The organism is Sphingomonas taxi, from assembly GCF_000764535.1.
Classification (GTDB): domain Bacteria; phylum Pseudomonadota; class Alphaproteobacteria; order Sphingomonadales; family Sphingomonadaceae; genus Sphingomonas; species Sphingomonas taxi.
In genome coordinates this window covers 1284703-1309112 of record NZ_CP009571.1, presented here as the reverse complement: position 1 = coordinate 1309112, position 24410 = coordinate 1284703, and the positions used below count along the sequence as shown (strand labels likewise).

At 67.5% G+C, this 24410-nt stretch carries 22 protein-coding genes; 13 read left to right on the top strand and 9 right to left on the bottom strand.

The window, feature by feature from the left end; all coding sequences use genetic code 11:
- Positions 1–12 precede the first annotated feature (12 nt).
- Entirely contained in the window at positions 13–2697 is a 2685-nt protein-coding gene (acnA, locus tag MC45_RS05855; protein WP_038660708.1) for an aconitate hydratase AcnA, read from the bottom strand.
- 152 nt (positions 2698–2849) lie between these two features.
- Complete coding sequence (locus MC45_RS05850; protein ID WP_179944564.1) at positions 2850–3506, bottom strand: L,D-transpeptidase family protein; 657 nt, start codon at positions 3504–3506, stop codon at positions 2850–2852.
- 176 nt (positions 3507–3682) lie between these two features.
- Between MC45_RS05850 and MC45_RS05845 the strand changes: the two genes are divergently transcribed.
- The 6 genes from MC45_RS05845 (at position 3683) to MC45_RS05820 (ending at position 6872) form a co-directional block, all read left to right on the top strand.
- Positions 3683–4237 carry a hypothetical protein gene (locus MC45_RS05845; RefSeq protein WP_038660705.1) on the top strand — a complete coding sequence of 185 codons (555 nt, stop codon included), beginning with the start codon at positions 3683–3685 and terminating at the stop codon, positions 4235–4237.
- Positions 4238–4420: 183 nt separating this feature from the next.
- Complete coding sequence (locus MC45_RS05840; protein WP_038660702.1) at positions 4421–4678, top strand: hypothetical protein; 258 nt, start codon at positions 4421–4423, stop codon at positions 4676–4678.
- An 82-nt stretch (positions 4679–4760) separates the two neighbouring features.
- A complete protein-coding gene (locus MC45_RS05835) occupies positions 4761–5480 on the top strand; it encodes a helix-turn-helix domain-containing protein (RefSeq protein ID WP_245640854.1) in 720 nt (239 codons plus the stop codon).
- 43 nt (positions 5481–5523) lie between these two features.
- Positions 5524–5889 carry a hypothetical protein gene (locus tag MC45_RS05830; protein WP_038660699.1) on the top strand — a complete coding sequence of 122 codons (366 nt, stop codon included), beginning with the start codon at positions 5524–5526 and terminating at the stop codon, positions 5887–5889.
- A 45-nt stretch (positions 5890–5934) separates the two neighbouring features.
- A complete protein-coding gene (locus MC45_RS05825) occupies positions 5935–6402 on the top strand; it encodes a hypothetical protein (protein WP_038660696.1) in 468 nt (155 codons plus the stop codon).
- Positions 6399–6872: a hypothetical protein gene (locus MC45_RS05820; protein ID WP_245640853.1), complete on the top strand. Its 474-nt coding sequence runs from the start codon at positions 6399–6401 to the stop codon at positions 6870–6872. The genes MC45_RS05825 and MC45_RS05820 overlap by 4 nt, the downstream gene beginning before the upstream one ends.
- Positions 6873–6879: 7 nt before the next feature.
- Here the strand turns inward: MC45_RS05820 and MC45_RS05815 are convergent, their stop codons facing one another.
- Complete coding sequence (locus MC45_RS05815; RefSeq protein ID WP_245640852.1) at positions 6880–7044, bottom strand: hypothetical protein; 165 nt, start codon at positions 7042–7044, stop codon at positions 6880–6882.
- Between the two features lie 161 nt (positions 7045–7205).
- Here MC45_RS05815 and MC45_RS05810 point away from each other — a divergent pair, with 161 nt between their 5' ends.
- Positions 7206–7640, top strand: a complete 435-nt coding sequence (locus MC45_RS05810) for a phasin family protein (RefSeq protein ID WP_156143781.1) — start codon at positions 7206–7208, stop codon at positions 7638–7640.
- A 31-nt stretch (positions 7641–7671) separates the two neighbouring features.
- On the opposite strand, the gene MC45_RS05805 is transcribed toward MC45_RS05810, so the two are convergent.
- The 4 genes from MC45_RS05805 to MC45_RS05790 form a co-directional block, all read right to left on the bottom strand.
- A complete protein-coding gene (locus MC45_RS05805; RefSeq protein WP_038660687.1) occupies positions 7672–8175 on the bottom strand; it encodes a GNAT family N-acetyltransferase in 504 nt (167 codons plus the stop codon).
- A gap of 54 nt (positions 8176–8229) precedes the next feature.
- Positions 8230–9813 (bottom strand): efflux transporter outer membrane subunit, encoded by a 1584-nt coding sequence (locus MC45_RS05800; RefSeq protein ID WP_038660684.1) that lies wholly within the window; start codon positions 9811–9813, stop codon positions 8230–8232.
- Positions 9810–13061: an efflux RND transporter permease subunit gene (locus MC45_RS05795; protein ID WP_038660681.1), complete on the bottom strand. Its 3252-nt coding sequence runs from the start codon at positions 13059–13061 to the stop codon at positions 9810–9812. Before MC45_RS05795 ends, MC45_RS05800 begins: the two co-directional genes overlap by 4 nt.
- 142 nt (positions 13062–13203) lie before the next feature.
- The gene (locus MC45_RS05790) at positions 13204–14385 is read right to left on the bottom strand and encodes an efflux RND transporter periplasmic adaptor subunit (protein WP_245640851.1); all 1182 of its coding nucleotides are present in this window, start codon (positions 14383–14385) and stop codon (positions 13204–13206) included.
- A gap of 189 nt (positions 14386–14574) precedes the next feature.
- On the opposite strand from MC45_RS05790, the gene rpiA reads away from it, so the two are divergent.
- From rpiA to MC45_RS05760, 6 genes are all read left to right on the top strand, one after another.
- Entirely contained in the window at positions 14575–15282 is a 708-nt protein-coding gene (gene rpiA, locus MC45_RS05785; protein WP_425424000.1) for a ribose-5-phosphate isomerase RpiA, read from the top strand.
- A gap of 80 nt (positions 15283–15362) precedes the next feature.
- A complete protein-coding gene (tkt, locus tag MC45_RS05780) occupies positions 15363–17438 on the top strand; it encodes a transketolase (RefSeq protein WP_038660672.1) in 2076 nt (691 codons plus the stop codon).
- Positions 17431–18555, top strand: coding sequence for a transaldolase (gene tal / locus MC45_RS05775; RefSeq protein ID WP_038660669.1), 1125 nt, complete (start codon positions 17431–17433; stop codon positions 18553–18555). The genes tkt and tal overlap by 8 nt, the downstream gene beginning before the upstream one ends.
- A 340-nt stretch (positions 18556–18895) precedes the next feature.
- Complete coding sequence (gene gnd, locus MC45_RS05770; RefSeq protein WP_038660666.1) at positions 18896–19879, top strand: phosphogluconate dehydrogenase (NAD(+)-dependent, decarboxylating); 984 nt, start codon at positions 18896–18898, stop codon at positions 19877–19879.
- Positions 19876–20697 (top strand): Cof-type HAD-IIB family hydrolase, encoded by an 822-nt coding sequence (locus tag MC45_RS05765; RefSeq protein ID WP_038660663.1) that lies wholly within the window; start codon positions 19876–19878, stop codon positions 20695–20697. Before gnd ends, MC45_RS05765 begins: the two co-directional genes overlap by 4 nt.
- Complete coding sequence (locus tag MC45_RS05760; protein WP_038660660.1) at positions 20694–21440, top strand: HAD-IIB family hydrolase; 747 nt, start codon at positions 20694–20696, stop codon at positions 21438–21440. The genes MC45_RS05765 and MC45_RS05760 overlap by 4 nt, the downstream gene beginning before the upstream one ends.
- 4 nt (positions 21441–21444) lie before the next feature.
- Here MC45_RS05760 and MC45_RS05755 read toward each other — a convergent pair whose 3' ends face one another.
- Together MC45_RS05755 and glnA are read right to left on the bottom strand one after the other, a co-directional pair.
- Positions 21445–22791 carry a glycoside hydrolase family 27 protein gene (locus MC45_RS05755; RefSeq protein WP_038660658.1) on the bottom strand — a complete coding sequence of 449 codons (1347 nt, stop codon included), beginning with the start codon at positions 22789–22791 and terminating at the stop codon, positions 21445–21447.
- Between the two features lie 148 nt (positions 22792–22939).
- Positions 22940–24352: a type I glutamate--ammonia ligase gene (glnA, locus tag MC45_RS05750; protein WP_038660655.1), complete on the bottom strand. Its 1413-nt coding sequence runs from the start codon at positions 24350–24352 to the stop codon at positions 22940–22942.
- Positions 24353–24410: the final 58 nt, after the last annotated feature.

Sequence of the window (24410 nt, the reverse complement as noted above, 5' to 3'; positions counted from 1 at the left end):
TGGCGCGCCGGCTTATGCGGCGAGGTTGCGCAGCACGTACTGGAGGATGCCGCCGTTGAGGAAATATTCCAGTTCGTTGACGGTATCGATGCGGCAGCGCGTCTCGAACGTCTCGGTGCTGCCGTCGGCGCGGGTGAGCTGGACCTCGACGGTCTGGCGTGGGCGCAGGTTGGCGACGCCGGTGATCGTGAACGTCTCCGAGCCGTTGAGGCCGAGCGTCTGGCGCGTTACGCCCTCGGCGAATTGCAGCGGCAGCACGCCCATGCCGACGAGGTTCGACCGGTGGATGCGCTCGAAGCTCTCGGTGATGACCGCGCGCACGCCGAGCAGGTTGGTGCCCTTCGCCGCCCAGTCGCGGCTCGAGCCGGTGCCATATTCCTTGCCGGCCACGATGACGAGCGGCGTGCCATTCTCCTTGTGGCGCATCGCCGCGTCGAAGATCGGCATCACCTCGCCGTCGAACCTGGTCATGCCGCCCTCGATCCCCGGCACCATCTCGTTCTTGATGCGGATGTTGGCGAAGGTGCCGCGGACCATGACGTTGTCGTTGCCGCGACGCGCGCCATAGCTGTTGAAGTCGGCGCGGCTGACCTGCCGCTCCATCAGCCACTTGCCCGCCGGGCTGTCGGCCTTGATCGAGCCGGCCGGCGAGATGTGGTCGGTGGTGATCGAATCGCCGAGGATCGCCAGCGGCTTGGCGTCGATGATGTCGGTAACCGGCTTCGGGGTCATTTCGAGACCGTCGAAATAGGGCGGGTTGGCGACATAGGTCGACCCCGACGGCCACGCGTAGGTGTCCGATTCGGTGATCTGGATCGACTGCCACTTGGCATCGCCGGCGTAGACGTTGCCGTAGCGCGAGCGGAACATCGTATCGTCGATGTTCGCCGCCATGACGTCGGCGATTTCCTGATTGGTCGGCCACACGTCCTTGAGGAACACGTCCTGACCGTCGGTGCCCTGGCCTAGCGGCGTCTCGGTCATGTCGAGCGTCACCGTGCCCTTGAGCGCATAAGCGACGACGAGCGGCGGCGAGGCGAGGAAGTTGGCGCGCACGTCGGGTGAGACGCGGCCCTCGAAGTTGCGGTTGCCCGACAGCACCGAGGCGGCGACGATGTCGTTGCCGTTGATCGCCTTCGAGATCGGTTCGGCGAGCGGACCCGAATTGCCGATGCAGGTGGTGCAGCCGTAACCGACGAGGTTGAAGCCGATCGCGTCGAGATCGGCGGTGAGGCCCGCCTTGTTGAGATAGTCGGTGACGACCTGCGAACCGGGGGCGAGGCTCGTCTTGACCCAGGGCTTGGGCTTGAGGCCGAGCGCGTTCGCCTTGCGCGCGACGAGGCCGGCGGCGACCAGCACCGACGGGTTCGAGGTGTTGGTGCAGCTGGTGATCGCCGCGATCACCACGTCGCCGTCGCCGATGTCATGGCTGCGCTCGGGCACGTCGACGCGCTCGGGGCGCTCCTTGTGGTAGATCTTGAACAGATCGCCGTTGAACACCTCGTCGACCTTGCCGAGGCTGACGCGGTCCTGCGGACGCTTCGGGCCGGCGAGCGACGCGGTGACGGTGCCCATGTCGAGTTCGAGCGTGTCGGTGAACACAGGCTCGGGCGCATCGTCGAAGCGCCAGAAGCCGTTCGCCTTGGCATAGGCCTCGACCAGCGCGACATTCTCGTCGGACCGCGCGGTGAGGCGCATATAGTCCATCGTCTTCTCGTCGATCGGGAAGAAGCCGCAGGTCGCGCCATATTCCGGCGCCATGTTGGCGATCGTCGCACGGTCGGCGAGCGTCATCGACGACAGGCCGGGGCCGAAGAATTCGACGAAGCGGCCGACGACGCCCTTGGCGCGCAGCATCTGCGTGACGGTGAGCACGAGGTCGGTGGCGGTGATGCCCTCGCGCAGCGCGCCGGTCAGCTTGAAGCCGACGACCTCGGGGATCAGCATCGACACCGGCTGGCCGAGCATCGCCGCTTCCGCCTCGATGCCGCCGACGCCCCAGCCGAGCACGCCGAGACCGTTGATCATCGTCGTGTGGCTGTCGGTGCCGACGAGCGTGTCGGGATAGGCGATCGTGGTGCCGTCGCCATGGTCGCCGACGCTGTCCGACGACCAGACCGCCTGACCGATATATTCGAGGTTCACCTGATGGCAGATGCCGGTGCCCGGCGGCACGACCTTGAAATTGTCGAGCGCCGCCGAGCCCCACTTGAGGAACTCGTAGCGCTCGCCGTTGCGCTGATATTCGAGATCGACGTTGTCCTCGAACGCCTGCGGCGTGCCGAATTCGTCGACCATCACCGAGTGATCGATGACGAGATGGACGGGAACCTGCGGATTGATCTTGGCGGCGTCGCCGCCGAGCTTTGTGATCGCATCGCGCATCGCGGCGAGATCGACGACGCAGGGCACGCCGGTGAAATCCTGCATCAGCACGCGCGCCGGGCGATACTGGATCTCGCGGTCGGAGCGGCGCTCCTTCTGCCAGTCGACGATCGCCTGCACGTCGGCTTCGGTGACGGTCTTGCCGTCCTCGAAGCGCAGCATGTTCTCGAGCAGCACCTTCATCGAGAAGGGCAGGCGGCTGATGTCGCCGAACTTGGCGGCGGCCTTTTCGAGGCTGTAATAAGCGTAGCTCTTGTCGCCGACCGTCAGGGTCGTGCGGGTGTTCAGGCTGTCCTGGCCGATGGCGGTCATTATGATCCCTTCAATTTGGCCCAGGGCGCTCGGGGAGGCGGCCATGGGGCCGCGCGGGCGCGCGAGAGCGCTTCAGCGAAAGCGTATGTCGCGGCGGCCTTAGCAAGGGCTGTCCGGCGGGGGAAGCGCCTATGCCCACCTGCGGATGACTCTCAAGACACGAGCGTTTCGCCGGTCGCCAGCGTCTTGCCGCGGGTGATGATGACGCGGTCGCCGACCTTCGCCTCGCGGAACAGCAATTTGGCGAAGGCGGTCGGCACGCCGATACAGCCGTGCGTGGCATAGCCCCAGGCGACTTCGGTGCCGTGGACCGCGACGCCGTCGTTGGTCAGCCGCATCGTATAGGGCATCGGCGCGCCGTAGAGGCTGGAGACGTGGTGCGCGTCCTTCATCAGGATCGGGAAGCTGCCGAGCGGGGTGGGCTTGTCGTCGGCGCCATAGAGGATTGCGGTGGCGCCGATCTCATAGCCGTCGCGGAAGACCGACAGCGTCTGCGCGGCGAGATCGACGGTGACGATCAGCGGGCCGGCGGGCACGCCCGCATCGTCCCAGGTATAATCGCCGAACTTGATCGGGCCGATGTCGAGCACGCGCTTGACGATGAGCGGGTTGGGCGTGGGGCGCGCAACGGGGCGGGGCTCGGGTGTGGGTGGGGGCGAGGCGATGGCGGCGCGGACCGGGGGCGCGGCGGGCGTCGGCACGGACGGCGCGGCGGTCGGGCGGAGGGACGGCACGGTGGCCGCGGCGGCGACGCCGATCCCGACGGCGGCGAGGATGAGCTTGGCCGCGAGGGCCCGACGTGCGGCCATGAGACGCTCCCGGTGGAGACGCGGGAATGCGCCGGTTGCGGGCGCTTGGCTAGGGGTGTCGCGCGGCTGTGCCGGCGCGGGACGGCGGGGCGCGGCGTCAACCGTGTTGGTGGGCGCAAGTCGGGACCTGCGCGAAAGGGGGAGCCATCGGCGGGCGGGGCGGTTAGGCTGGCGGGATGGCGAAGCTGAAGGTCTATCGTACGCCGATCGGGTTCCACGACGCCTATGTCGCGGCGGCGAGCCAGAAAGCGGCGTTGCAGGCCTGGGGGAGCGAGCGCGACCTGTTCGCCCGCGGCATCGCCGAAGTGGTGACCGACCCGGAACTCACCGCCGAGCCGCTGGCGCAGCCGGGCACGGTGATCAAACGGTCGCGTGGTACCGCGGCCGAGCAGATCGCGGCACTGCCCGATACGCCCGCGAAGGCGCCGCGCCGCCGGTCCGACGATGCGACGGATGCACCTGCGCCCAAGCCGAAGCCGAAGCCGGCACCAAGGCCGGCGCCCAAGCCCGATCGTCGCGCGCTCGATGCGGCGGACCGGGCGATGGCCGAGGCGGAGGCGCGGCATCGCAGCGAGGCGCGTGCGTTGCGCGCCGAGGAGGTGGCGCTCGCCAAGCGGCGACGGACGATGGAGCGCGCGCAGGAGGACGAACGCACAGCGCTGGACGAGGCGCGGCAGGCGGCGGCGGACGCCTACGAGCGCGCGATGCGGCGGTGGAAGGGGGGCGGCTAGGCGGGACCGGCATTCGGAGACTCATGCGTAATTCCTCCCCCTGGCGGGGGAGGAATTGATCGAATGGCGGTCCCACTCCGGCTGAGCGCGGGCCAAGGCGTTTCGCTGGCGGAACAATGCTCGGGTACATGGGGTTGGTCCGGCCAGAAAGGATCCTCCATGTCCCATATTCCGAGTTCTGCCATGAAACACGCCGGCCCGGTCCATCACGACGAGGCCAAGGCGCCGCCGAAGCCGAAGAAATCCCCCAAGCGGCAGCCCGGCGGCCTCGGCACCGGCGCGTGGCTCGCGATCGGCGGGACGATCCTCGCCGGCGCCGCCGCCGCGATCGCGGTGCCGCTGCTGCGCGGCGACAAGCCGCAGGTCGCGACGCGCCGCGGCAAGAAGGCCAATAGCGGCAAGGGTGCGCACAAGAAGCCCGCCAAGGCCGCGCACGGCTGACCGTGACCCATGCGCCGCCGCCAGGATACTGGCGGCGGCGCGCGATGGGCGATAAAGCGCCGTCTTTCCCGCAACCTGTGGAATGACGATCTTGGCTGCAGTGCACCCGATGCCGATCGACCGCGACGATGGACCGCCTGCCGATGCCGACGAAACCACCGGTGTCGACCGTGAAGCGCTTGCCATGCCCGCCGTCCCGCGGGACAGAGGGCACGTGACCGATCCAGCCCCTTTCGAACGCCTGTCGCGACGCCACCGCGAGTGCCTGCGCGGCGTGCGCGAGCTCAAGGGATCGAAGGAGATCGCCGACGAGCTCGGCATCGAGAAGAGCACCGTCGACAAATATCTGACCGAGGCGGTGAAGGTGCTCGGCGCGCGCAACCGCCGCGACGCCGCATTGCGCCTCGCCGCGCACGAGGAGGCGGCCGGTCAAGGCGCTTCCGACCTCCAGAACCCGCAGATTTCCGCCATTTCGGCGGCGCAATCCGACCCCGATAAAATGGGGGGTCATTCTGCACGGCTAGTCGATCCGGCGATCGGCCTGCCATTGCCGGTGGTGCCGGACGACACGATCGTCAGGGCACCGGGGGTTTCCGGGGAGCCGCCTTCGAGGCACAGCTTCCCGGAAATACGGCTGCCCTTCCGGCGGAAGGGACAGCGGGGCAACGACTTGTCGGTCGGAGGCCGGTTGATCTGGATACCGGCCATCGCCATCAGCCTCGCCATCGGGTTCGGCATGCTGATGACCGGCCTCCAGGTCCTCACCGGCATCATCGAGACGATCGCCCGCCGCCTTTCCTGATCTTCAGCGAAAGCACCCCCATCGGGGGTGAACGGGGTGGCCAATGTCTCACGCGAACGCTCATTATGCCGATTCCCAGGTTGCCGCCGATGCCGTCGCCACATTGCTGTGGCGGCTCGAGACGCAGCTCGACGAAGCCTTCGCCACCGGCGGCGAACTGCTCGCCGCGCTGCCGCGGGCGCGCACCGCCGCCAAGCTGCCCGCGATCGCCGGGCAGCAGGCCTTCGAAACACTCAGTCAAGCCATCCTCGCGATCGGTACGGCGCGCGGTCACACCGTCGCCGGTCACCGCGTCATCGAGAAAGTGGGCCGCCAGATCGGGTATGAGACGAGTTTCGGCGACGAACAGCCGAAGCCCGATTTCGTCCCGACGGGCGTCGGCGCCAGTCATCTGCGCGTCGCCGCCTAGGTGTCATGGCTTGACCACCAGATTGCTCCTTTGGCCGGTCAAGTCATGACACACGTCATCCTCTTCAACATCGTCCTGCTCGGTGCGTGCGCTTATGCCCTGGCGGCAGGGGGCGCGCCCGAGCGGTGGACCGCGGCGGTCTTCCTCGTCGGGGCGGCGACCACCTTCGCGCTGCCGTTCCAGCCGCGCGTCAGCTATCATTCGGTGCATCTGATGATCCTGGCGGTCGATTGCGCGGTGCTGCTCGGGCTGGTGTGGATCGCGGTGCGCGCCGACCGGTTCTGGCCGCTCTACGTCGCCGCGCTCCACCTGATCACGATCGCGATCCACGGCGTGAAGGCGCTCGATCCCCATCTGGTGCCGTGGATGTACGCCGGGGCGAGCGCCAAGATCGCCTATCCCATGCTGGTGCTGCTGGCGATCGGTGCGTTGCGCCATCGCCACCGCCTGGCCCGTTTCGGGAGCGACCGCGATTGGTCGCCCCTGCGCAGACCGGACTACGAACACCCATGAACGCCGATATCCGGTTGCTGCGCTGGCCCGAGCGCGATCGCGAGAACCACGAACGCCTCGTCGCCGCGATTGCCCGCGTCCGCTTCGCCGCGGCGCAGGGGCGGGGCGAGATCGTCGCGTCCACCTTCGTCGGTCCGGAGGAGCCGGACGACGCCGACCGCGCCCGCGCGCTGCTGGCGCAGCGACGGAGCCGCGACGCGGCGGCGGGCAGCTTTGCCGAGCTGTTCGGCGAGCCCGGCTGGGACATCCTGCTGATCCTGTTCGTCGCCTATGAAGACGGGCGGACGATGACCAGCGGGCCGGTGCTCGACGAGATCGGGGTGCGCGGTGCGGTCGGGCGGCGCTGGCTGCAGGTGATGCAGGCGCGCGGCCTCATCCGGTGGGACGCGATGGAACCGCGGGATAGCGCTGCGGTGGCGCTGACCGACGAAGGCGTCGTCTTCGCGCTGCGCTGCATCGCCGCGGCGTGAGGCAGGATCAGGCGGGGCCGAGCAGCCGCTCCGCCTCCTCGCGCATCATCTCGACGCCCTGGCAGATGTGCAGGCTTGCGACGGTATGGCCGAGGTCGTCCGACAGGCGCATCAGCTCCTCACCGAGCCCGATCGCGCGGTGGAGCAGTTCGCCGCGGATTCGGGGCGGCATCGGGTTTTCGATCTTCGACATGGAACGGGCCTTCTACCGGCGCGCGAACGGGACGCAACGGCTGCTTCGTCGCGGTGCCGGAGCCAAGCCCGCTATCACACGTTGCAGTCGGAGTAACCAAGCGGGCGGCCGGAACGGCGTCCCAAGATGAGAGGAGAGCGATGATGGCCGAGGATTTCGGTGGTGCCGGCAACGGCGCGGGCACGGATGCCGGTGCGGGTCAGGGCGCTGCGGATGCGATGCGCGATGCCGCCGAGCGCGCGCGCGCGGGCTTTTCGGACCATGTGCTCGATCCCGCGCGTCGGGCGGGCGAGGCGTTGCGCGCCTCCGGCCAGAAAGCGGCGGACAATGGCGCGACGATCGGCCTGAAGATCATCGAACAGGCCGAGCAGAATTCGCGCGAGGCGTTCGAGGCGATGCGCGAGGCGGCGCAGGCCAAGGACCTCAGCGAGGTGATGCGCATCCAGGGCGATTATCTGCGCGAACAGGGCCAGCGGGCGATGAACCAGGCGCGCGAGATGGGCGAGCTCATCATGCAGTTCGGCCGCGACGCGGTATCGCCGATGCGGTCGGGGGGCGACGGCAAGGCCGACTGAGCCGAAAAGGCCATCCCGACCCGGCCGGCGGTCAGCCGGTCGGGATCGGGCGCGCGAGGATCAGTAAATCGTGCGCGACGCCGTCGCGAGCGCGGACGTGGCCGGCGAGCAGCGCCTCGCGGCGGAAGCCGAGCCCTTCGAACAAGGCGATCGAGCCGGCCTGATCGGGCGTCATCGTCGCGCTGAGCTTGGCGAGGCCGTGCGCGCGGGCGATCGCGAGCAATGCCTCCAGCAGATCGCCGCCCAACCCCGCACCGCGGCGGTCGGTGGCGACGAGCAGCCGGATCTCGCCGACATGGCCACTCCAGCCGAGCGGATCGCGGACCAGTGCGCCGGTCGCGACGATGCGGCCGCCATCCTCCGCGATCAGGCTGTCGATCCAGCCTTCGCCGATCGCCTGCTGCCACGCCTCGATGACGCGCTCGTGGCGCAGGTCGCGGCCGAGGAACAGCAGGTCATGTTCGGGCAGGCTCGCGGCAAAAGCGAGCATCGCCGCGTCGTCGGTCGGGCGGAAGCGGCGGATCGTGTGGCTCATGCGTGCGGTTCCTGCCTGATGGACGCTAACCATCGGGGATATCACGCATAAGCGTCAACCGCTGCGTGGCGTTCCGTTGAGCGTCACCGGTTGCGGGCCCTGCGGCGTCGCCTCCAGCGTCGAATCGCCGCCGAGCACGCGATACAGCGTGACGCGATTGCTCGCACCCGTCAGCGTCGTGGTGATCAGCGTGCGCTGCGCGGTGTAGAACGAGCGCTGCGCATCGAGGCTCGACAGGAAGGTGTCGATACCGCCCTGATAGCGCGCGTTGACGAGTTGCAGCGTGTCCGCCGCCGCCGCCTGGAAATTGGTCTGGGCGCGCAGCTGGTCGGCGATCGTGCCCTGCCGGGCGAGCGCGTCAGCGGTTTCCTGGAATGCGGTCTGGATCGTCTTTTCGTAGGTGGCGAGCGCCGCGTCGCGCTGCGCCTCGGTATAGCGGACGTTGGCGCGACCCGCGCCGGCCTGGAAGATCGGATAGCTGACCGAGGGCGCGACCGAATAGTTGAACGCGCCGCCGGAGAACAGCGACGACAGCGCGGTGCTGGCGAAGCCGACGAGCCCGGTCAGCGAGATGCGCGGGAATAGCGCGGCGCGCGCCGCGCCGATCTCGGCATTATAGGCACGCAGCTGATATTCGGACTGGACGACATCGGGGCGGCGCAGCAGCACGCCGCTGTCGATCCCCGCGGGCAGCGTCGCGATCGTCGCCTGCGCCTCGTCGATCGAGACGGGGAGCAACGTCGGGTCGACCGGTGCGCCGACCAGCAATTGCAGCGCGTTGACGTCCTGCGCGACCAGCGTCTTCTGTTCGGCGAGGTCGGCGTTGGCGGTTTCGAGGATCTGTTCGGCCTGACGCAGGTCGGTGCGCGCGCTGACCCCGCCCTCGAGCCGGGCGCGGGTGAGGCGGACGCTGACCTGCGCGCTGGTCGCGGTGTCCTGCGCGACCTTGAGCAGGCTGCGGTCGGCGGCATAGGTCAGCCACGCGTCGGCGATGTCGCCGACCAGCGTCAGCCGGGTGGCGCGTGCCGCCGCCTCGGTGGCGAAATAGCGGTCGAGCGCGGCGCGCGACAGCGACCGGATGCGGCCGAACAGGTCGAGTTCGAAGGCGGTCACACCGAGCTGCGCGGAAAAGGCACTGTTGCCGTTGCCGGTGGTGGTGATCGTGCCGGTCGAGCCGTTGCCGGTGCCGACGCCCGTGCCGGTCCCCGTATTGCCCGTGCCGGTGTTGCCCGTCCCGGTGTTGCCGGTGCCCGTATTGCCGGTGCTGCCGCTGCTCGCGGTGCTGCGCGCGCCATTGCCGCCGCCCGAATAGGTGTAGCGGCCCGAGGCGTCGACCGCGGGGAACAGATCGGCGCGCTGGATGCGATATTGCGCACGCGCCGCGGTGATGTTGGCGGCGGCGACGCGCAGGTCGCGGTTGTTGACCAGCGCCTGGTCGATCAGCGTCTGGAGCCGGCGGTCCTTGAAGATGTCGCGATAGGTAAAGGCGGGCAGGGTCGCCTCGCTCTGGCGCAAATAGGCGTCGCCGACCGGCCACGACGTCGGCACCGGCGTTTCCGAGCGGACGTATTTGGGCTCCATCGAACAGGCCGACAGCGCGGTCGCGGCAAGCGCCAAAACGAGGATCGGGCGGGTCATCGGGCGGGCTCCGGCTCGGCGGCGGGCGGCATCGGCGGGGCGGGGGGCTCCTTGTCCTCCTTGCCGCCCTGATGGCCGGTCGGGCGGCCGCGCAGCTTGGCGATGCCGTCGCGCACGCCGCGGCGGACGAGCACGAAGAACAACGGGATGTAGAAGATCGCAAGGAAGGTCGCCGACAGCATGCCGCCGATCACCGCCGTACCGATCGCGATGCGGCTGTTGGCGCCGGCACCGGTCGAGATCGCCAGCGGCAGCACGCCGAAGATGAAGGCGAAGCTGGTCATCAGGATCGGTCGCAGACGGATCTTGGCGGCTTCCAGCGCGGCGTCGAAGACGCGCGCGCCCTTGCGCTCCGCCTGTTCGGCGAATTCGATCATCAGGATCGCATTCTTGGCGGCGAGGCCCATCGTGGTCAGCAGGCCGATCTGGAGATAGACGTCATTGGTCAGCCCGCGCAGCGTGACGAAGGCGATCGCGCCGATCAGCCCGAGCGGGATGATGAGCAGCACCGCGAAGGGGATCGACCAGCTCTCGTACAGCGCCGCGAGGCACAGGAAGACGACGAGGATCGACAGGCCGTAAAGCAGCGGTGCCTGACCGGAGGACAGACGCTCCTGATAGGACAGGCCGGCCCAGCTCACCGAGGTGCCGGGGATCTGCGACGCCAGCTCGGCCATCCGCGTCATCGCGTCGCCCGAACTCTTGCCGGATGCGGCCGAGCCCTGGAATTCATAGGAGGAGATGCCGTTGAACCGCGACAGCGTCGTCGGTGCGGTCGCCCAGCCGGTGCTGGCGAAGGACGAGAAGGGCACCATCTGCCCGTTCGAGCCGCGTACGAACCATTGCTTCAGGTCCTCGGGCGAGGCGCGATATTGCGCATCGCCCTGGACGTAGACGCGCTTGACGCGGCCGCGGTCGATGAAGTCGTTGACGTACTGGCCGCCCCAGGCGGTGGTCAGCGTGCTGTTGGCGTTGCTCTGGGTCAGGCCGAGCGCCGACAGCTTCTGCTGGTCCATGTCGACGCGCAGCGTCGCGATGTCGGGCAATTCGGTGAGGCGCACCGAGGCGAGCATCGAGTCGGCATTGGCCATCGCCAGCAACTTGTCGCGCGCGGCGTTGAACTGATCCTGCGACAGGCCGCCGGTGTTCTGCAGCTCCATCGTGAAGCCGTCGGACTGGCCGAGGCCGCGGACCGCCGGCGGCACCAGCGCGAACACCTGTGCGTCGCGCAGCCCACGGAAGGCGGCGGAGGCGCGACCGGTGATCGCGTCGGCGGTATTCTCCTTGCCCTTGCGCTCCGACCAGTCGACGAAGTTGAGGAAGCCCTGGCCGGTGTTCTGGCCGCTCGCGCCGCCACCGCCGCCGCCGGCGACGGTGAACAGCACCGAGGCGTTCTTGCCTTCGTTCTGGATGAAGTAATTCTCGACCTGCTTCTGCACCTCGATCGTCCGCGCTTGGGTGGCGCCGGCGGGCAGGCGGAACTGGACGATCGCCGAGCCCTGATCCTCGGTTGGCAGGAAGCCGGTGGGCAGGCGCAGGAACAGGATCGCCAGCAACGCGACCACGCCGAGATAGATCAGCAGGAACAGCCATTTGCGATCGACGACCGCGCGCACCGCATTGGTGTAGCGCTCGACGCCGCGTTCGAAATTGGTGTTGAACCAGGTCGACGCCTTGGTCCCCCAGCCGGCGACGCGCGGGAAGCGGCGCTTGAAGCCCTGCGCCTCCTCGGCCTCCTGCGACTTCTGCTTGAGCAGCGAGGCGGTCAGCGCCGGCGACAGGATCAGCGCGACGAGCACCGACAGCACCATCGCCGCGACGATGGTCAGCGAGAATTGACGATAGATCACGCCGGTCGAGCCGCCGAAGAACGCCATCGGCAGGAACACCGCCGACAGGACGAGCGCGATCGCGATCAGCGCGACGGTGATCTCGTTCATCGACTCGATCGTCGCCTCGCGCGGGCTCATGTCGGGATTTTCCTCCATGAGCCGCTCGACGTTCTCGACGACGACGATGGCGTCGTCGACGAGCAGGCCGATGGCGAGGACGAGGCCGAACAGCGTCAGCGTGTTGATCGAGAAGCCGGCGAGATGGAAGACCGCGAACGTCCCCAGCAGCACCACCGGCACCGCGATCGTCGGGATCAGCGTCGCGCGCCAGCTCTGCAGGAAGACGAACATGACGATGACGACGAGGATCACCGCCTCGATCAGCGTCTTGACCACCTCTTCGATCGACAGTTCGATGAAGGCGGTGGTGTCGTTGGCATAGGCCACCTTGAGGCCGGGCGGGAAGGTCTTGGCGACGCGCGCGACCTCCGCCTTGACCAGCTCGGCCGTTTCCAGCGCGTCGGCGCCGGGGGCGAGCAGCACCGCGATGCCGGCGCCGGGATGGCGGTTGATGCGGCTGACCGAGGCGTAGCTTTCCGCGCCGAGTTCGATCCGCGCGACGTCCGACAGGCGGACGGTGGCGCCCGAGGGCAGCGTCTTGACGATGATCTGGCGGAATTGTTCGGGCGTCTGGAGGCGCGACTGGGCGGTGACGGTCGCGTTGAGCATCTGCTCGGGCGCGGAGGGCAGGCCGCCGACCTCGCCCGCCGCGACCTCGGTGTTCTGGTTCTGGATCGCGGTGCTGATATCGGCGGGGATCAGCGAATAGCTGGCGAGCCGCGACGGATCGAGCCAGATGCGCATCGCATATTGCGAGCCGAAGACGTTGACGTCGCCGACGCCGTGGACGCGACCGAGCGGGTCCTGGAGGTTGGAGACGAGATAGTCCGACACGTCCATGTTGGTCCGCTGGTCGGTCTCGTCATAGACGCCGACGATCAGCAGATTGTCCGGATTCGACTTGCGGACGACGAGGCCCTGCTGCTGCACCTGTTGCGGCAGGCGCGCGACGCCCTGCTGCACCTGATTCTGCACCTGCACCTGTGCGATGTCGGGATCGGTGCCCTTCTCGAACGTGGCGGTGATCGTCACCTGGCCGCGGCTCGACGAGGACGAGGCGAAATAGAGCAGGCCGTCGATGCCGGTGAGCTGCTGCTCGATGATCTGCGTCACCGAATTCTGCAGCGTCTGCGCGTTGGCGCCGGGGAAGGTGGCACGGATCGACACCTGCGGCGGCGCGACGTCGGGATATTGCGCGATCGGCAGGCTGAGGATCGAGCCGACGCCGGCGAGCATGACGATGATCGCCAGCACCCAGGCGAAGATCGGGCGATCGATGAAGATGCGGCTGATCATAGGACGACACAGCCTGACGCGGTGATGAGAGACCGTTCGCCCTGAGCCTGTCGAAGGGCAGCGTCACGAACGGAACGCGTGCTTGCTGCGACCCGTGCTTCGACAGGCTCGGCACGAACGGGGGAAGGATATGGCATCAGGCTCAGCCCGCCTTGCTTTGGGCGTTACCCTGTTGGCCGTCCTTGCCCTGCGGCGGTTTGACCACCTGCGGGCTGTTCGCCGGCACCGCCTTGATCTGCGCGTTCGGCTTCAGGTTGTTGAGCCCCTGCGTGATGACCTTGTCGCCGGCATTCAGGCCGGACGTGACCACCCAAAAGCGGCCCTGCGTCCGCGAGGCGGTGACGGGCTTCTGCACCGTCTTGCCGTTCGGTCCGACCAGCATCACCGTCGCGGCGCCCTTGGCGTCGCGGGTCAGCGCCTCCTGCGGCACCAGGAAGGCGCGCTGGTTGATCGACTGGGCGAAGCGGGCGCGCACGAACATGCCGGGCAGCAGCAGCCCCTGCGGATTGGGGATGCTGGCGCGCAGCGTCACCGTGCCGGTCTCGGTGTTGACCAAGGCTTCGGAGAATTCGACGCTGCCGGTCTGGCCGTAATCGCTGCCGTCTTCCAGCTTGAGCCGCACCACCGCGCGGGTCGGCACCACGCCGTTCTGTGCAAGGCTGCGGCGCAGCGCGAGCATGTCGGCGGCGGACTGCTGGATGTCGACGAACATCGGGTCGAGCCGCTGGATCTGCGCGAGCGGATCGGTCTGGCTCGCCGAGACGAGCGCGCCGACGGTGAACAGCGAGCGGCCGATCCGCCCGGTGATCGGCGCGGGCACGGTGGTGAATTTGAGATTGATCCGCGCCGTCTCGAGCGCCGCGCCGGTCTGCGCGACCGAGGCGGTCGCTTGCCGCGCGGTGGCGACGGCGTTGGTATATTCCTGCTGCGAGACCGCCTGGATCGCGGCGAGCGGCTTGTAGCGTTCGGCCTGGACGCGCTGCGCTTCCTGATTGGCGCGCGCACTCTGCAGATTGGCCTGCGCCTCGTTGACCGCAGCGCGATACAGGCGCGGGTCGATCTCGTAGAGCGGCTGGCCGCGCTTCACCAGCGAGCCTTCGGTGAAGAAGCGGCGACGGATGATGCCGTTGACCTGCGGCCGTACGTCCGAGCTTTCATAGGCGTTGGTGCGCGCGGCGAGTTCGGTGACCATCGCCGCGTCGGTCGGCTGGACGACGACATAGCCGACCGTGGTCGGCCCCTTGTTCGGACCACCCGCACCGCCCTTGCCCTTCGATTGCGACTCGCCGCCGCCACCGCAGGCGGCGAGGGTCAGCAGGACCACGGCAGTAGCGGCGCCGGCACCTAGCCGGCGGCCCCGAAAGGATAATGTGGTCAAGTATGTCACCCGGCTCGTGTCTCGACTCGCGCAGCCGTGACCGGCGCGACAATGCGTGGCCATGGCGATTGGTTGCTCTTGCTGGCCCATTGGCGGGGATCGTGGCGTAAAAGCAACCCGACACCCATGTTATTAATGTCGCAATTTGTCGCAGTGTGGAAAGGAGCCGGCATGGACGCGGACACGGAAAAGGCGCGCGCCGGGGCGGCCGCCGCACAGGAGGTGCAGGACGGCATGCTGGTCGGGCTGGGCACCGGATCGACCGCCGCGCATGCGATCGCGGCGATCGGCGCGCGCGTCGCGGCGGGGCTGCGCATCCGCGCGGTCGCCACCTCGCGCGCCAGCGAGGCGCTCGCGCGCCGCGCCGGCATCGCCATGCTCGACTTCGCCGACGTGCCGCGGCTCGACCTGACGATCGACGGCGCCGACGAGATCGATCCGCGCTTCTTCGCGATCAAGGGCGGCGGCGGCGCGATGCTGCGCGAGAAGGTGGTCGCCGCCGCCTCCGACCGGATGGTCGTCATCGCCGACGGCGGCAAGCGCGTCGCCGCGATCGGCGCCGGCGCACCCGTGCCGGTCGAGATCCTGCCGTTCGCCCGCGCCTCGCTGCTGGCGCGGCTGGGGGAGGGGGCGGTGCTGCGTCCCGGTCGCGACGGGCCGTATGTGACGGACAATGGCAACAATATTGTCGATTGCCGGATCGGCCTGCAAAACCCCCGCGAATCAGCGGCTTGGCTTGACGGAATTGCCGGTGTCCTGGGCCACGGACTGTTTCTGGACGAGGTCGATGCCGCCTATTTTGCCCAGGATGGGACCGTTTCGCGGCTGGAACGGCTCGATTAGTCTCGCTAAGGCCGATCCAACCGCAACAGATCGGGCGTGCAGGCGTTCGACGCAGGGTAAGAGCGAGGGCCTTTAATCCCATGACCGATACCAACACCGCGATCCACGAAGACGGTTCGCTGGAACGCCTCACGATCGATACCATCCGCACCCTGTCGATGGACGCGGTACAGAAGGCCAATTCCGGCCATCCCGGCACGCCGATGGCGCTCGCGCCGGTCGGCTATACCTTGTGGTCGCAATTCCTGCGCTACGATCCCGCCAAGCCCGACTGGCCCAACCGCGACCGCTTCGTGCTGTCGGTCGGCCATGCGTCGATGCTGCTCTATTCGCTGATCCACCTTGCCGGCATCGAGGAGATCGACGCCGAGGGCAACAAGACCGGCCGCCAGGCGCTGACGCTCGACGATCTCAAGGGCTTCCGCCAGCTCGCCTCGCGCACCCCGGGCCATCCCGAATATCGCCACACCACCGGCGTCGAGACGACCACCGGGCCACTCGGTGCGGGCTGCTCGAATTCGGTCGGCATGGCGATCGCCGAGCGCTGGCTCGCCGCGCGCTACAACCGCCCCGACTTCACCCTGTTCGACCATGACGTCTATTCGCTGTGCGGCGACGGCGACATGATGGAAGGCGTCGCCGCCGAGGCCGCCAGCCTCGCCGGCCACCTCAAGCTGTCGAACCTCTGCTGGATCTACGACAGCAACCATATCTCGATCGAGGGCGGCACCGAGCTGGCGTTCGACGAGGACGTCGGCCTGCGCTTCCAGGCCTATGGCTGGAACGTCATCCATCTCGACGACGCCAACGATACCAAGGCCTTCGCCAAGGCGATCGAGACGTTCAAGGCGACCAACGACCGGCCGACCTTCATCGTCGTCCATTCGGTGATCGGCTGGGGCAGCCCCAAGGCGGGCAGCGAGAAGGCGCACGGCGAACCGCTCGGCGAGGACAATGTCCGCGCCACCAAGAAGGCATATGGCTGGCCCGAGGACAAGGACTTCTACGTCCCCGAAGGCGTCGCCGAGCATTTCAAGGGCGCGCTTGCCGACCGCAGCACCGGGTTGCGCGAGGAATGGGAAGCCAGTTTCGCCAAATATGGCGAGGCCTATCCCGACCTTGCCGGCGAGCTGAAGCTGATGCTCAGGGACCAGCTGCCCGAGGGCTGGGACGCCGACATCCCGGAATTCCCTGCGGACGAAAAGGGTCTCGCCAGCCGTGACTCGGGCGGCAAGGTGCTCAACGCGCTCGCCAAGCGGGTGCCGTGGCTGATCGGCGGCTCCGCCGATCTGTCGCCGTCGACGAAGACCGACATCAAGGGCGCGGCGTCGTTCGAGCCCGGCAATTACGGCGGCCAGAACTTCCACTTCGGCGTCCGCGAGCATGGCATGGGCGGCGTGGTCAACGGCATGACGCTGTCGCACCTGCGCAGCTATGGTTCGACCTTCCTCGTCTTCGCCGACTACATGCGCGCGCCGATCCGCCTGTCGGCGATCATGGAGCTCGCCAGCATCTGGGTGTTCACCCACGATTCGATCGGCGTCGGCGAGGATGGTCCGACCCATCAGCCGATCGAGCATCTCGCGACGCTGCGCGCGATCCCGGGGCTCGACACGATCCGTCCGGGCGACGCCAACGAGGTCGCCTATGCGTGGCGTGCGGCGCTGGAGGATGCGAGCCGTCCGACCGCGCTGATCTTCTCGCGTCAGGCGCTGCCGACGCTCGACCGCAGCAAATATGCGCCGGCCGAGGGGACGCTGAAGGGCGGCTATGTCCTCGCCGATTGCGACGGCACGCCCGAGGTGATCCTGATCGCCACCGGCAGCGAGCTTGCCTTGGTCGTCAAGGCGCACGAGCAGTTGCTCGCCGACGGCGTGAAGAGCCGCGTCGTGTCGATGCCGAGCTGGTATCGCTACGAGCTGCAATCGGAAGAGTATAAGGAGAGCGTGCTGCCGTCGTCGGTGCCGTCGCGGCTCGCGGTCGAGCAGGCGGGCGAGATGGGCTGGCATCGTTATGTCGGATTGAAGGGCCGCACGATCACCATGTCGACGTTCGGTGCCTCCGCCCCCATATCGAAGCTGCAGGACAAATACGGCTTCACCCTCGACAATGTCGTCAAGGTGGCGCGCGAGATGCTGGAGACCAACAATGGGTAAGCTCAACGACCTGAGCGCCGCGGGCACCGCGGTCTGGCTCGATTTCGTCGATCGCAAGTTCCTCGAGGCCGGTGGCCTCGAGACGCTGGTGAAGGAGGACAGCCTGACCGGCGTCACCTCCAACCCGTCGATCTTCGAAAAGGCGATGGGGCACGGCGATGCTTATGACGCGACGCTCGCCGCCTTCGACAAGGAGAATCCCGGCGCGGCGACGATCGACCGCTACGAGCATCTCGCGATCCAGGACATCAAGGCGGCGGCGGAAACGCTCAAGCCCGTCTACGACCGGCTCGCCGGCAAGGACGGTTACGTCAGCCTCGAAGTGTCGCCGTATATCGCCGACGACACCGATGCGACGATCGCCGAGGCCGACAAGCTGTGGCATGCGGTCGATCGCGAGAATCTGATGATCAAGATCCCCGGCACGCTCGCCGGCGGACCCGCGATCAGCGCGACGATCGCCAAGGGCATCAACGTCAACGTGACGCTGCTGTTCGCGCTCGACGCTTATGTCCGCGTCGCCGAGGCCTATGCCGCCGGCCTCGAGGAACGGGTGCGGCAGGGGCAGCCGATCGACAGGATCGCCAGCGTCGCCAGCTTCTTCGTCAGCCGCATCGATGCGGTGATCGACAAGGAGATCGACCGCCGCGTCGCCGAGAACGATCCCGAGGCGGAGACGCTCAAGGGACTGCGCGGCAAGGTCGCGATCGCCAATGCCAAGATGGCCTATCAGTGGTTCCTCGACTTCGAGAAGTCGGATCGCTGGCAGGCGCTCGCCGCCAAGGGCGCGCAACCGCAGCGGTTGCTGTGGGCATCGACCGGCGTCAAGGACAAGGCCTATCCCGACACGCTCTACGTCGACACGCTGATCGGCCGCGACACGGTCAACACGATGCCGCCCGCGACGATGGACGCGTTCCGCGAGCGCGGCACCGTCGCCGAGACGCTGACCGCCGACGTCGAGGACGCGCGCCGCGTGCTCGCTGAGGCGGAGCGGCTCGGGCTCGATCTCAACGGCGTGACCGATACGCTGGTCGAGCAGGGCGTCGCCTCCTTCGCCAAGGCGTTCGACGACTTGCTGGGCTCGATCGCCGCCAAGCAGCCGGCAACGGCATGACCCGCCGCCCCGTCCTGATCCAGGGCGGGGCGACCCGCTCATCCTCCCGGTTACTCCGCTCGCGGTCGCGCGGGGCGGCGGTCCCCATCGCACCGTCACCCCGGACTTGTTCCGGGGTCTACTCCGCGGCGAGGAGAACAGCTGGAGGTACGGGCGAAACCCCCGCGGCCCGGTGGACCCCGGAACAAGTCCGGGGTGACGGGTGAAAAGCTGAGATGCTCCGAGCCCGACCGCGCAAGCTCGGCGACCTTCGGCGAAACGCAGCGTCTCGCGCCCCGTCGCAACTCCGACGCCGCCGCCCCGTTTATTACGCATCATAACAATCGGCAGGACAGCAAGCATGAAGATCGGACTGATCGGCCTCGGCCGCATGGGTGGCAATATCGCGCGCCGGCTGATGCAGGCGGGGCATGAGATCGTCGCCTACGACCGCAACGCGGACGCCGTACAGGCGCTCGCCAAGGACGGCGCCGAGGCGGCCAATTCGCTCGACGACGTGCGGGCGAAGCTCGACAGCCCGGCGATCTGGTGGGTGATGCTCCCCGCCGGCGGCCCGACCGAGGACACGATCGGCGCGATCGGCGAAGGCGCGAAGGACGGCGACATCGTCATCGACGGCGGCAACACCTTCTACAAGGACGATATCCGCCGCGCCAAGGCGCTGGCCGAAAAGGGCGTCCATTATGTCGACGTCGGCACCTCGGGTGGCGTCTGGGGGCTGGAGCGCGGCTATTGCATGATGATCGGCGGCGACACCGAGACGGTCAACCTGCTCGACCCGATCTTTGATGCGCTCGCGCCGGGCCTCGGCACCATTGCGCGCACCCCGGGCCGCGTCGCCGACGTCGTCGATGAACGCGCCGAAAAGGGCTATATCCACGCCGGCCCCGCCGGCGCCGGCCATTTCGTCAAGATGATCCACAACGGCATCGAATATGGCCTGATGCAGGCCTATGCCGAGGGCTTCGACATCCTGAAGTCGAAGAACAGCGACAAATTGCCCGAGGACGAACGTTTCGACCTCAACATGACCGACATTGCTGAAGTCTGGCGCCGCGGCAGCGTCATCTCGTCGTGGCTGCTCGATCTCACCGCGATCGCGCTCGCCAAGGACGAGAAGCTCGAAGGCTTTTCGGGCAGCGTCGCCGATTCGGGCGAGGGCCAGTGGACGATCGATGCGGCGATGGAGGAGAAGGTGCCGGCCAACGTGCTCACCGCCTCGCTGTTCGCGCGCTATCGCAGCCGCGTCGAGCATACCTATGGGGACAAGGTGCTGTCGGCGATGCGCTTCGGCTTCGGCGGCCATGTCGAGATGCCGCAGTGAGTCCGCCGATCCGGCTGGTCGTGTCCGACATCGACGGCACGCTCGTCGACAAGCAGAAGAAGCTCACCCCCGCCACGACCGAGGCTGTGCGTCGGCTCGAGGCGGCGGGGATCGGTTTCACCGTGATCAGCGCGCGGCCGATGTCGGGCATCCTGCCGATCGCCGAGACGCTGGCGATCGACGCGCCGATGGCGGCGTTCAACGGCGGCATCATCTTCCGCCGCGACGGCAGCGTCGCCGAACATCATATCGTCGACGAGGCGGTGACGCGCGGCGTGATGGCGATCGCCGCCGACAGTCCGGTCGACGTCTGGGTCTTCGCCGACAACCTCTGGTATGCCTCGACCGACGTCGGCGCGCATGTCGACAGCGAACGGCGCGCGTCCAATCAGGACCCGATCGTCACCGGCGATTTCGCCGATCTACTCGACCATGCCGACAAGATCACCTTCGTCAGCGACGATCATGCGATGCTCGCCACGCTCGCCGAACGCTGCAAGGCGGTGCATGGTGCGGATGCGACGATCGTGCAGAGCCAGGTCTATTATCTCGACGTCACCGCACTGGCGGCCAACAAGGGCGACGGACTGATCGCGCTCGCCAAGACGTTCGACCAGCCGCTTGCCGCGGTCGCGGTGCTCGGTGATCAATTTAATGATGTCCCGATGTTGGAACGCGCCGGCCTCGCAATTGCCATGGGCAATGCGCCCGATCCGGTTAAGTCTATTGCTCATGAGGTTACGAGCGGCAATGACGCGGACGGCGTCGCGCACGCGATCGACACCATCATCTTTCCCCGCATTGGAGTGGCTGCATGAAACAACTGGTTGCCTTCGACCTCGACGGAACGCTGGCCGAGAGCAAGCAGCCCCTGCAGGAGCCGATGGGCGAAGCGCTCGCCGACCTGCTCGGCGTGGCGCATGTCGCGGTGATCTCGGGCGGCGACTGGCCGCAGTTCCAGAAGCAGGTGGCGAGCCGCCTGCCGGCGCGCGCCGATCTGTCGAAGCTGTGGCTGATGCCGACCACCGGCACCAAGCTCTACACCTATCGTGACGGTCAGTGGACGTCGGTCTATGCCGAATTGTTCGACGACGAGACCAAGGCCAAGATCCTCAAGGCGTTCGACGAATCGCTCGAGGCGACTGGTTTCACCCCCGAACAGACCTGGGGTGAGCGGATCGAGGATCGCGGCAGCCAGATCACCTTCTCCGCGCTCGGCCAGGAAGCGCCGATCAAGGAGAAGGAGCATTGGGATCCCAAGTTCGAGAAGCGCAAGGTCATTCAGGCCGATCTCAAGCAGCGCCTGCCGGGCCTGTCGATCAACATGGGTGGCGCGACCTCGATCGACATCACGCGTGAGGGCGTCGACAAGGCCTATGGCCTCAAGAAGCTGCGCGACGAGAGCGGCATTCCGCTCGACAGCATGATGTTCATCGGCGACGCGATCTTCCCGGGCGGCAACGACTATCCCGCGAAGGAACTCGGCCTCGACACGGTCCGCGTCCGCGACCCGGAGGAAACGATCTCGGTCGTCACCGCGATCGTCGCCTGCCAGAAATAAGCCCTCAGGGCTGCAATCGATACAGCCCCACACCATGGGGCGGGATCGGCCGGGTGAAGCGATGGCTTGCCCGGCCGATCGTCTGTCCGGTCCACAGGTCGGTCGCGGTGACCGTGGCAGGGAGGCCGAGCATCGCGAGTGGCAGGCCGACCTCCATCGGTTTTGCCGTCGTGTTGAACAGCGCGACGTAGACGCCTCCGCCATCCACCGGGCGCGCCGACCAGATGCGCGTTCCGTCGGCGACGAAGTGCGGGCGGTTGTCGCGGCTCGCCTGATTGACCGCAAGCACCGCGCGATTGGTGAGCAGCGCCAGCGTCGGCGCATCGAGGCGGCGCAGGTCGCCGCCCATGATGAGGGGCGAGCGGGCGATCGCCCATAAGGTCATCAGCGTGCGCTGTTCGTCGGGGGTGAATTTGGTCGCGCGGGCGCCGAGCGCGAGCTGGCCGAGCGGCAGCATGTCGGCGTCGGGCCAGCCGCCGCTGGTGTCGACCGCGTGCCAATTCTCGAGGCGGGTGAATTGCGCCTCCAGCATCGACCATTCGTCCCAGAAATCGTCGCTGATCCGCCACATCTGCGCATGGCGGCGGACGTGGTCGGCGCGTGCCACCGGCGTCTCGCCGGGCGACAGGCTGAGCACGATCGGCCGGGCGGTGCGCTGGATCGCGGCATGTGCCGCCTCGATCTCCGGGGCGTGCGCATCATAGGGGCGGCTCATGTCGTCCATCTTGACGAAATCGACGCCCCAGCTCGCATAGAGCGCGAAGACGCTGTCGTAATAGGCCTGCGCGCCGGGGCGGGTCATGTCGACGCCGTACATGTCCGGGTTCCACGGGCAGATGCTCGTCGTGTCGGCGATGTCCTTCGCTCGGTAGCGGGTGCCGAAGACGGGCAGGTTGCGCTCGACGGCGAGGCGCGGGATGCCGCGCATCAGGTGGATGCCGAAACGCAGGCCCATCGCATGCACGTCGGCGGCGAGTGGCGCGAACCCCTTGCCGCCTGCGCTCGACGGAAAGCGATTGGGGGCGGGGAGCAGGCGGCCGTAGCCGTCCAACGTCGGTTGCGGCGTGTCGCTATAGGTGTAGCTCGACGCGCCGGGTTCGTACCATTGGATGTCGATGGTGAAGACGTCGTAGCCGAAGGGCAGCAGCTTGGCCTGCATGATCGCGGCGGTCTCGCGGGCCTGCGCCTCGTTGATCGTCGTCGCGAAGCTGTTCCAGCTATTCCAGCCCATCGGCGGGCGCGGGGCAAGCGGCGCGGTCGCCGCCGATGCCGTGCCGGCGGTGGTCGCGGCAAGGGCGGCAGCGGTGCCGGCGCCGAGCAAGGCACGGCGGTTGAGATGCGGCTGGGTCATCAGTCCTCTCCAAAGCAAAAGGGCGCCCGATCGTTGCGGGCGCCCTTCAGTTCACGACCCGGCGAAGCCGGGCCGTCAGTCCTCATTGCATGAGGCTGGCCGACAGCGCCCGTGCGCTTGCGCGCACCGGTGCGGTCGTCGCCGCACCTCAGGCGCTGTAGTACATATCGTATTCGACCGGCGACGGGGTCATTTCCCAACGGGCGACCTCGCTGCGCTTGATCTCGACATAGGCCTCGATCTGGTCCTTCGAGAAGACGTCGCCCTTGAGCAGGAAGTCGTGATCGGCTTCCAGGCTGTCGAGGGCCTCGCGCAGCGAACCGCAGACGGTCGGCACCTGGGCGAGTTCTGCCGGCGGCAGGTCGTACAGGTTCTTGTCCATCGCCTCGCCCGGATGGATCTTGTTCTGGATGCCGTCCATGCCCGCCATCATCAGCGCCGCATAAGCGAGATAGGGGTTGGCCATCGCGTCGGGGAAACGGATCTCGACGCGCTTCGCCTTGGGGCCGGTGCCATAGGGGATGCGGCACGAGGCCGAACGGTTGCGCGCCGAATAGGCGAGCAGCACCGGCGCTTCGTAACCCGGCACCAGCCGCTTGTAGCTGTTGGTGGTCGGGTTGGTGAAGGCGTTGACCGCCTTGGCGTGACGGATGATGCCGCCGATGAAGTACAGGCACATCTCGGACAGGCCGGCATAGCCTTCGCCCGCGAACAGCGGCGTCTTGCCGTTCCAGATCGAGAAGTGCGTGTGCATGCCCGAGCCGTTATCTTCCTTGATCGGCTTCGGCATGAACGTCGCCGACTTGCCGTAGGCGTGCGCGACCTGATGGACGACGTATTTGTAGATCTGCATGCGGTCGGCGGTGGTGGTCAGCGTGCCGAAGGTCATGCCGAGCTCGTGCTGCGCGGCGGCGACCTCGTGGTGATGCTTGTCGCAGGGCAGGCCCATCTCGATCATCGTCGAGACCATCTCGCCGCGGATGTCGACGGCGCTGTCGACCGGCGCGACCGGGAAATAGCCGCCCTTGGCGCGCGGACGGTGGCCGAGGTTGCCGCCCTCATATTCGCGACCCGTGTTGGTCGGCAGCTCGATATCGTCGATCTTGAAATAGGACGCGGCATAGTTTGTGTCGAACTGCACGTTGTCGAACATGAAGAATTCGGCTTCCGGGCCGACGTAGACGGTGTCGCCGATGCCGGTGGTCTTCAGATAGGCCTCGGCGCGCTTGGCGGTCGAGCGCGGATCGCGGGCGTAGAGCTCGCCGGTCGACGGCTCGACGACGTCGCAGAACACGATCAGCATCGGCGTCGCCGAGAAGGGATCGGTGTAGACCGCGTCGAGATCGGGCTTGAGCACCATGTCGGACTCGTTGATCGCCTTCCAGCCCTCGATCGAGCTGCCGTCGAACATCAGGCCGTCAGTCAGCTCGTCCTCGCCGATCAGGCCGGCGACCATGGTGAGATGCTGCCATTTGCCCTTGGGGTCGGTGAAGCGCAGATCGACCCACTCGATCTCTTCTTCCTTGATCTTGTTCAGGATGTCGTTGGCGGTGGCAGCCATGATCAGCTCTTTCCTTATCGGTGCCCCGGCGACGGCCGGGATCGTGTCGTAACTAGGC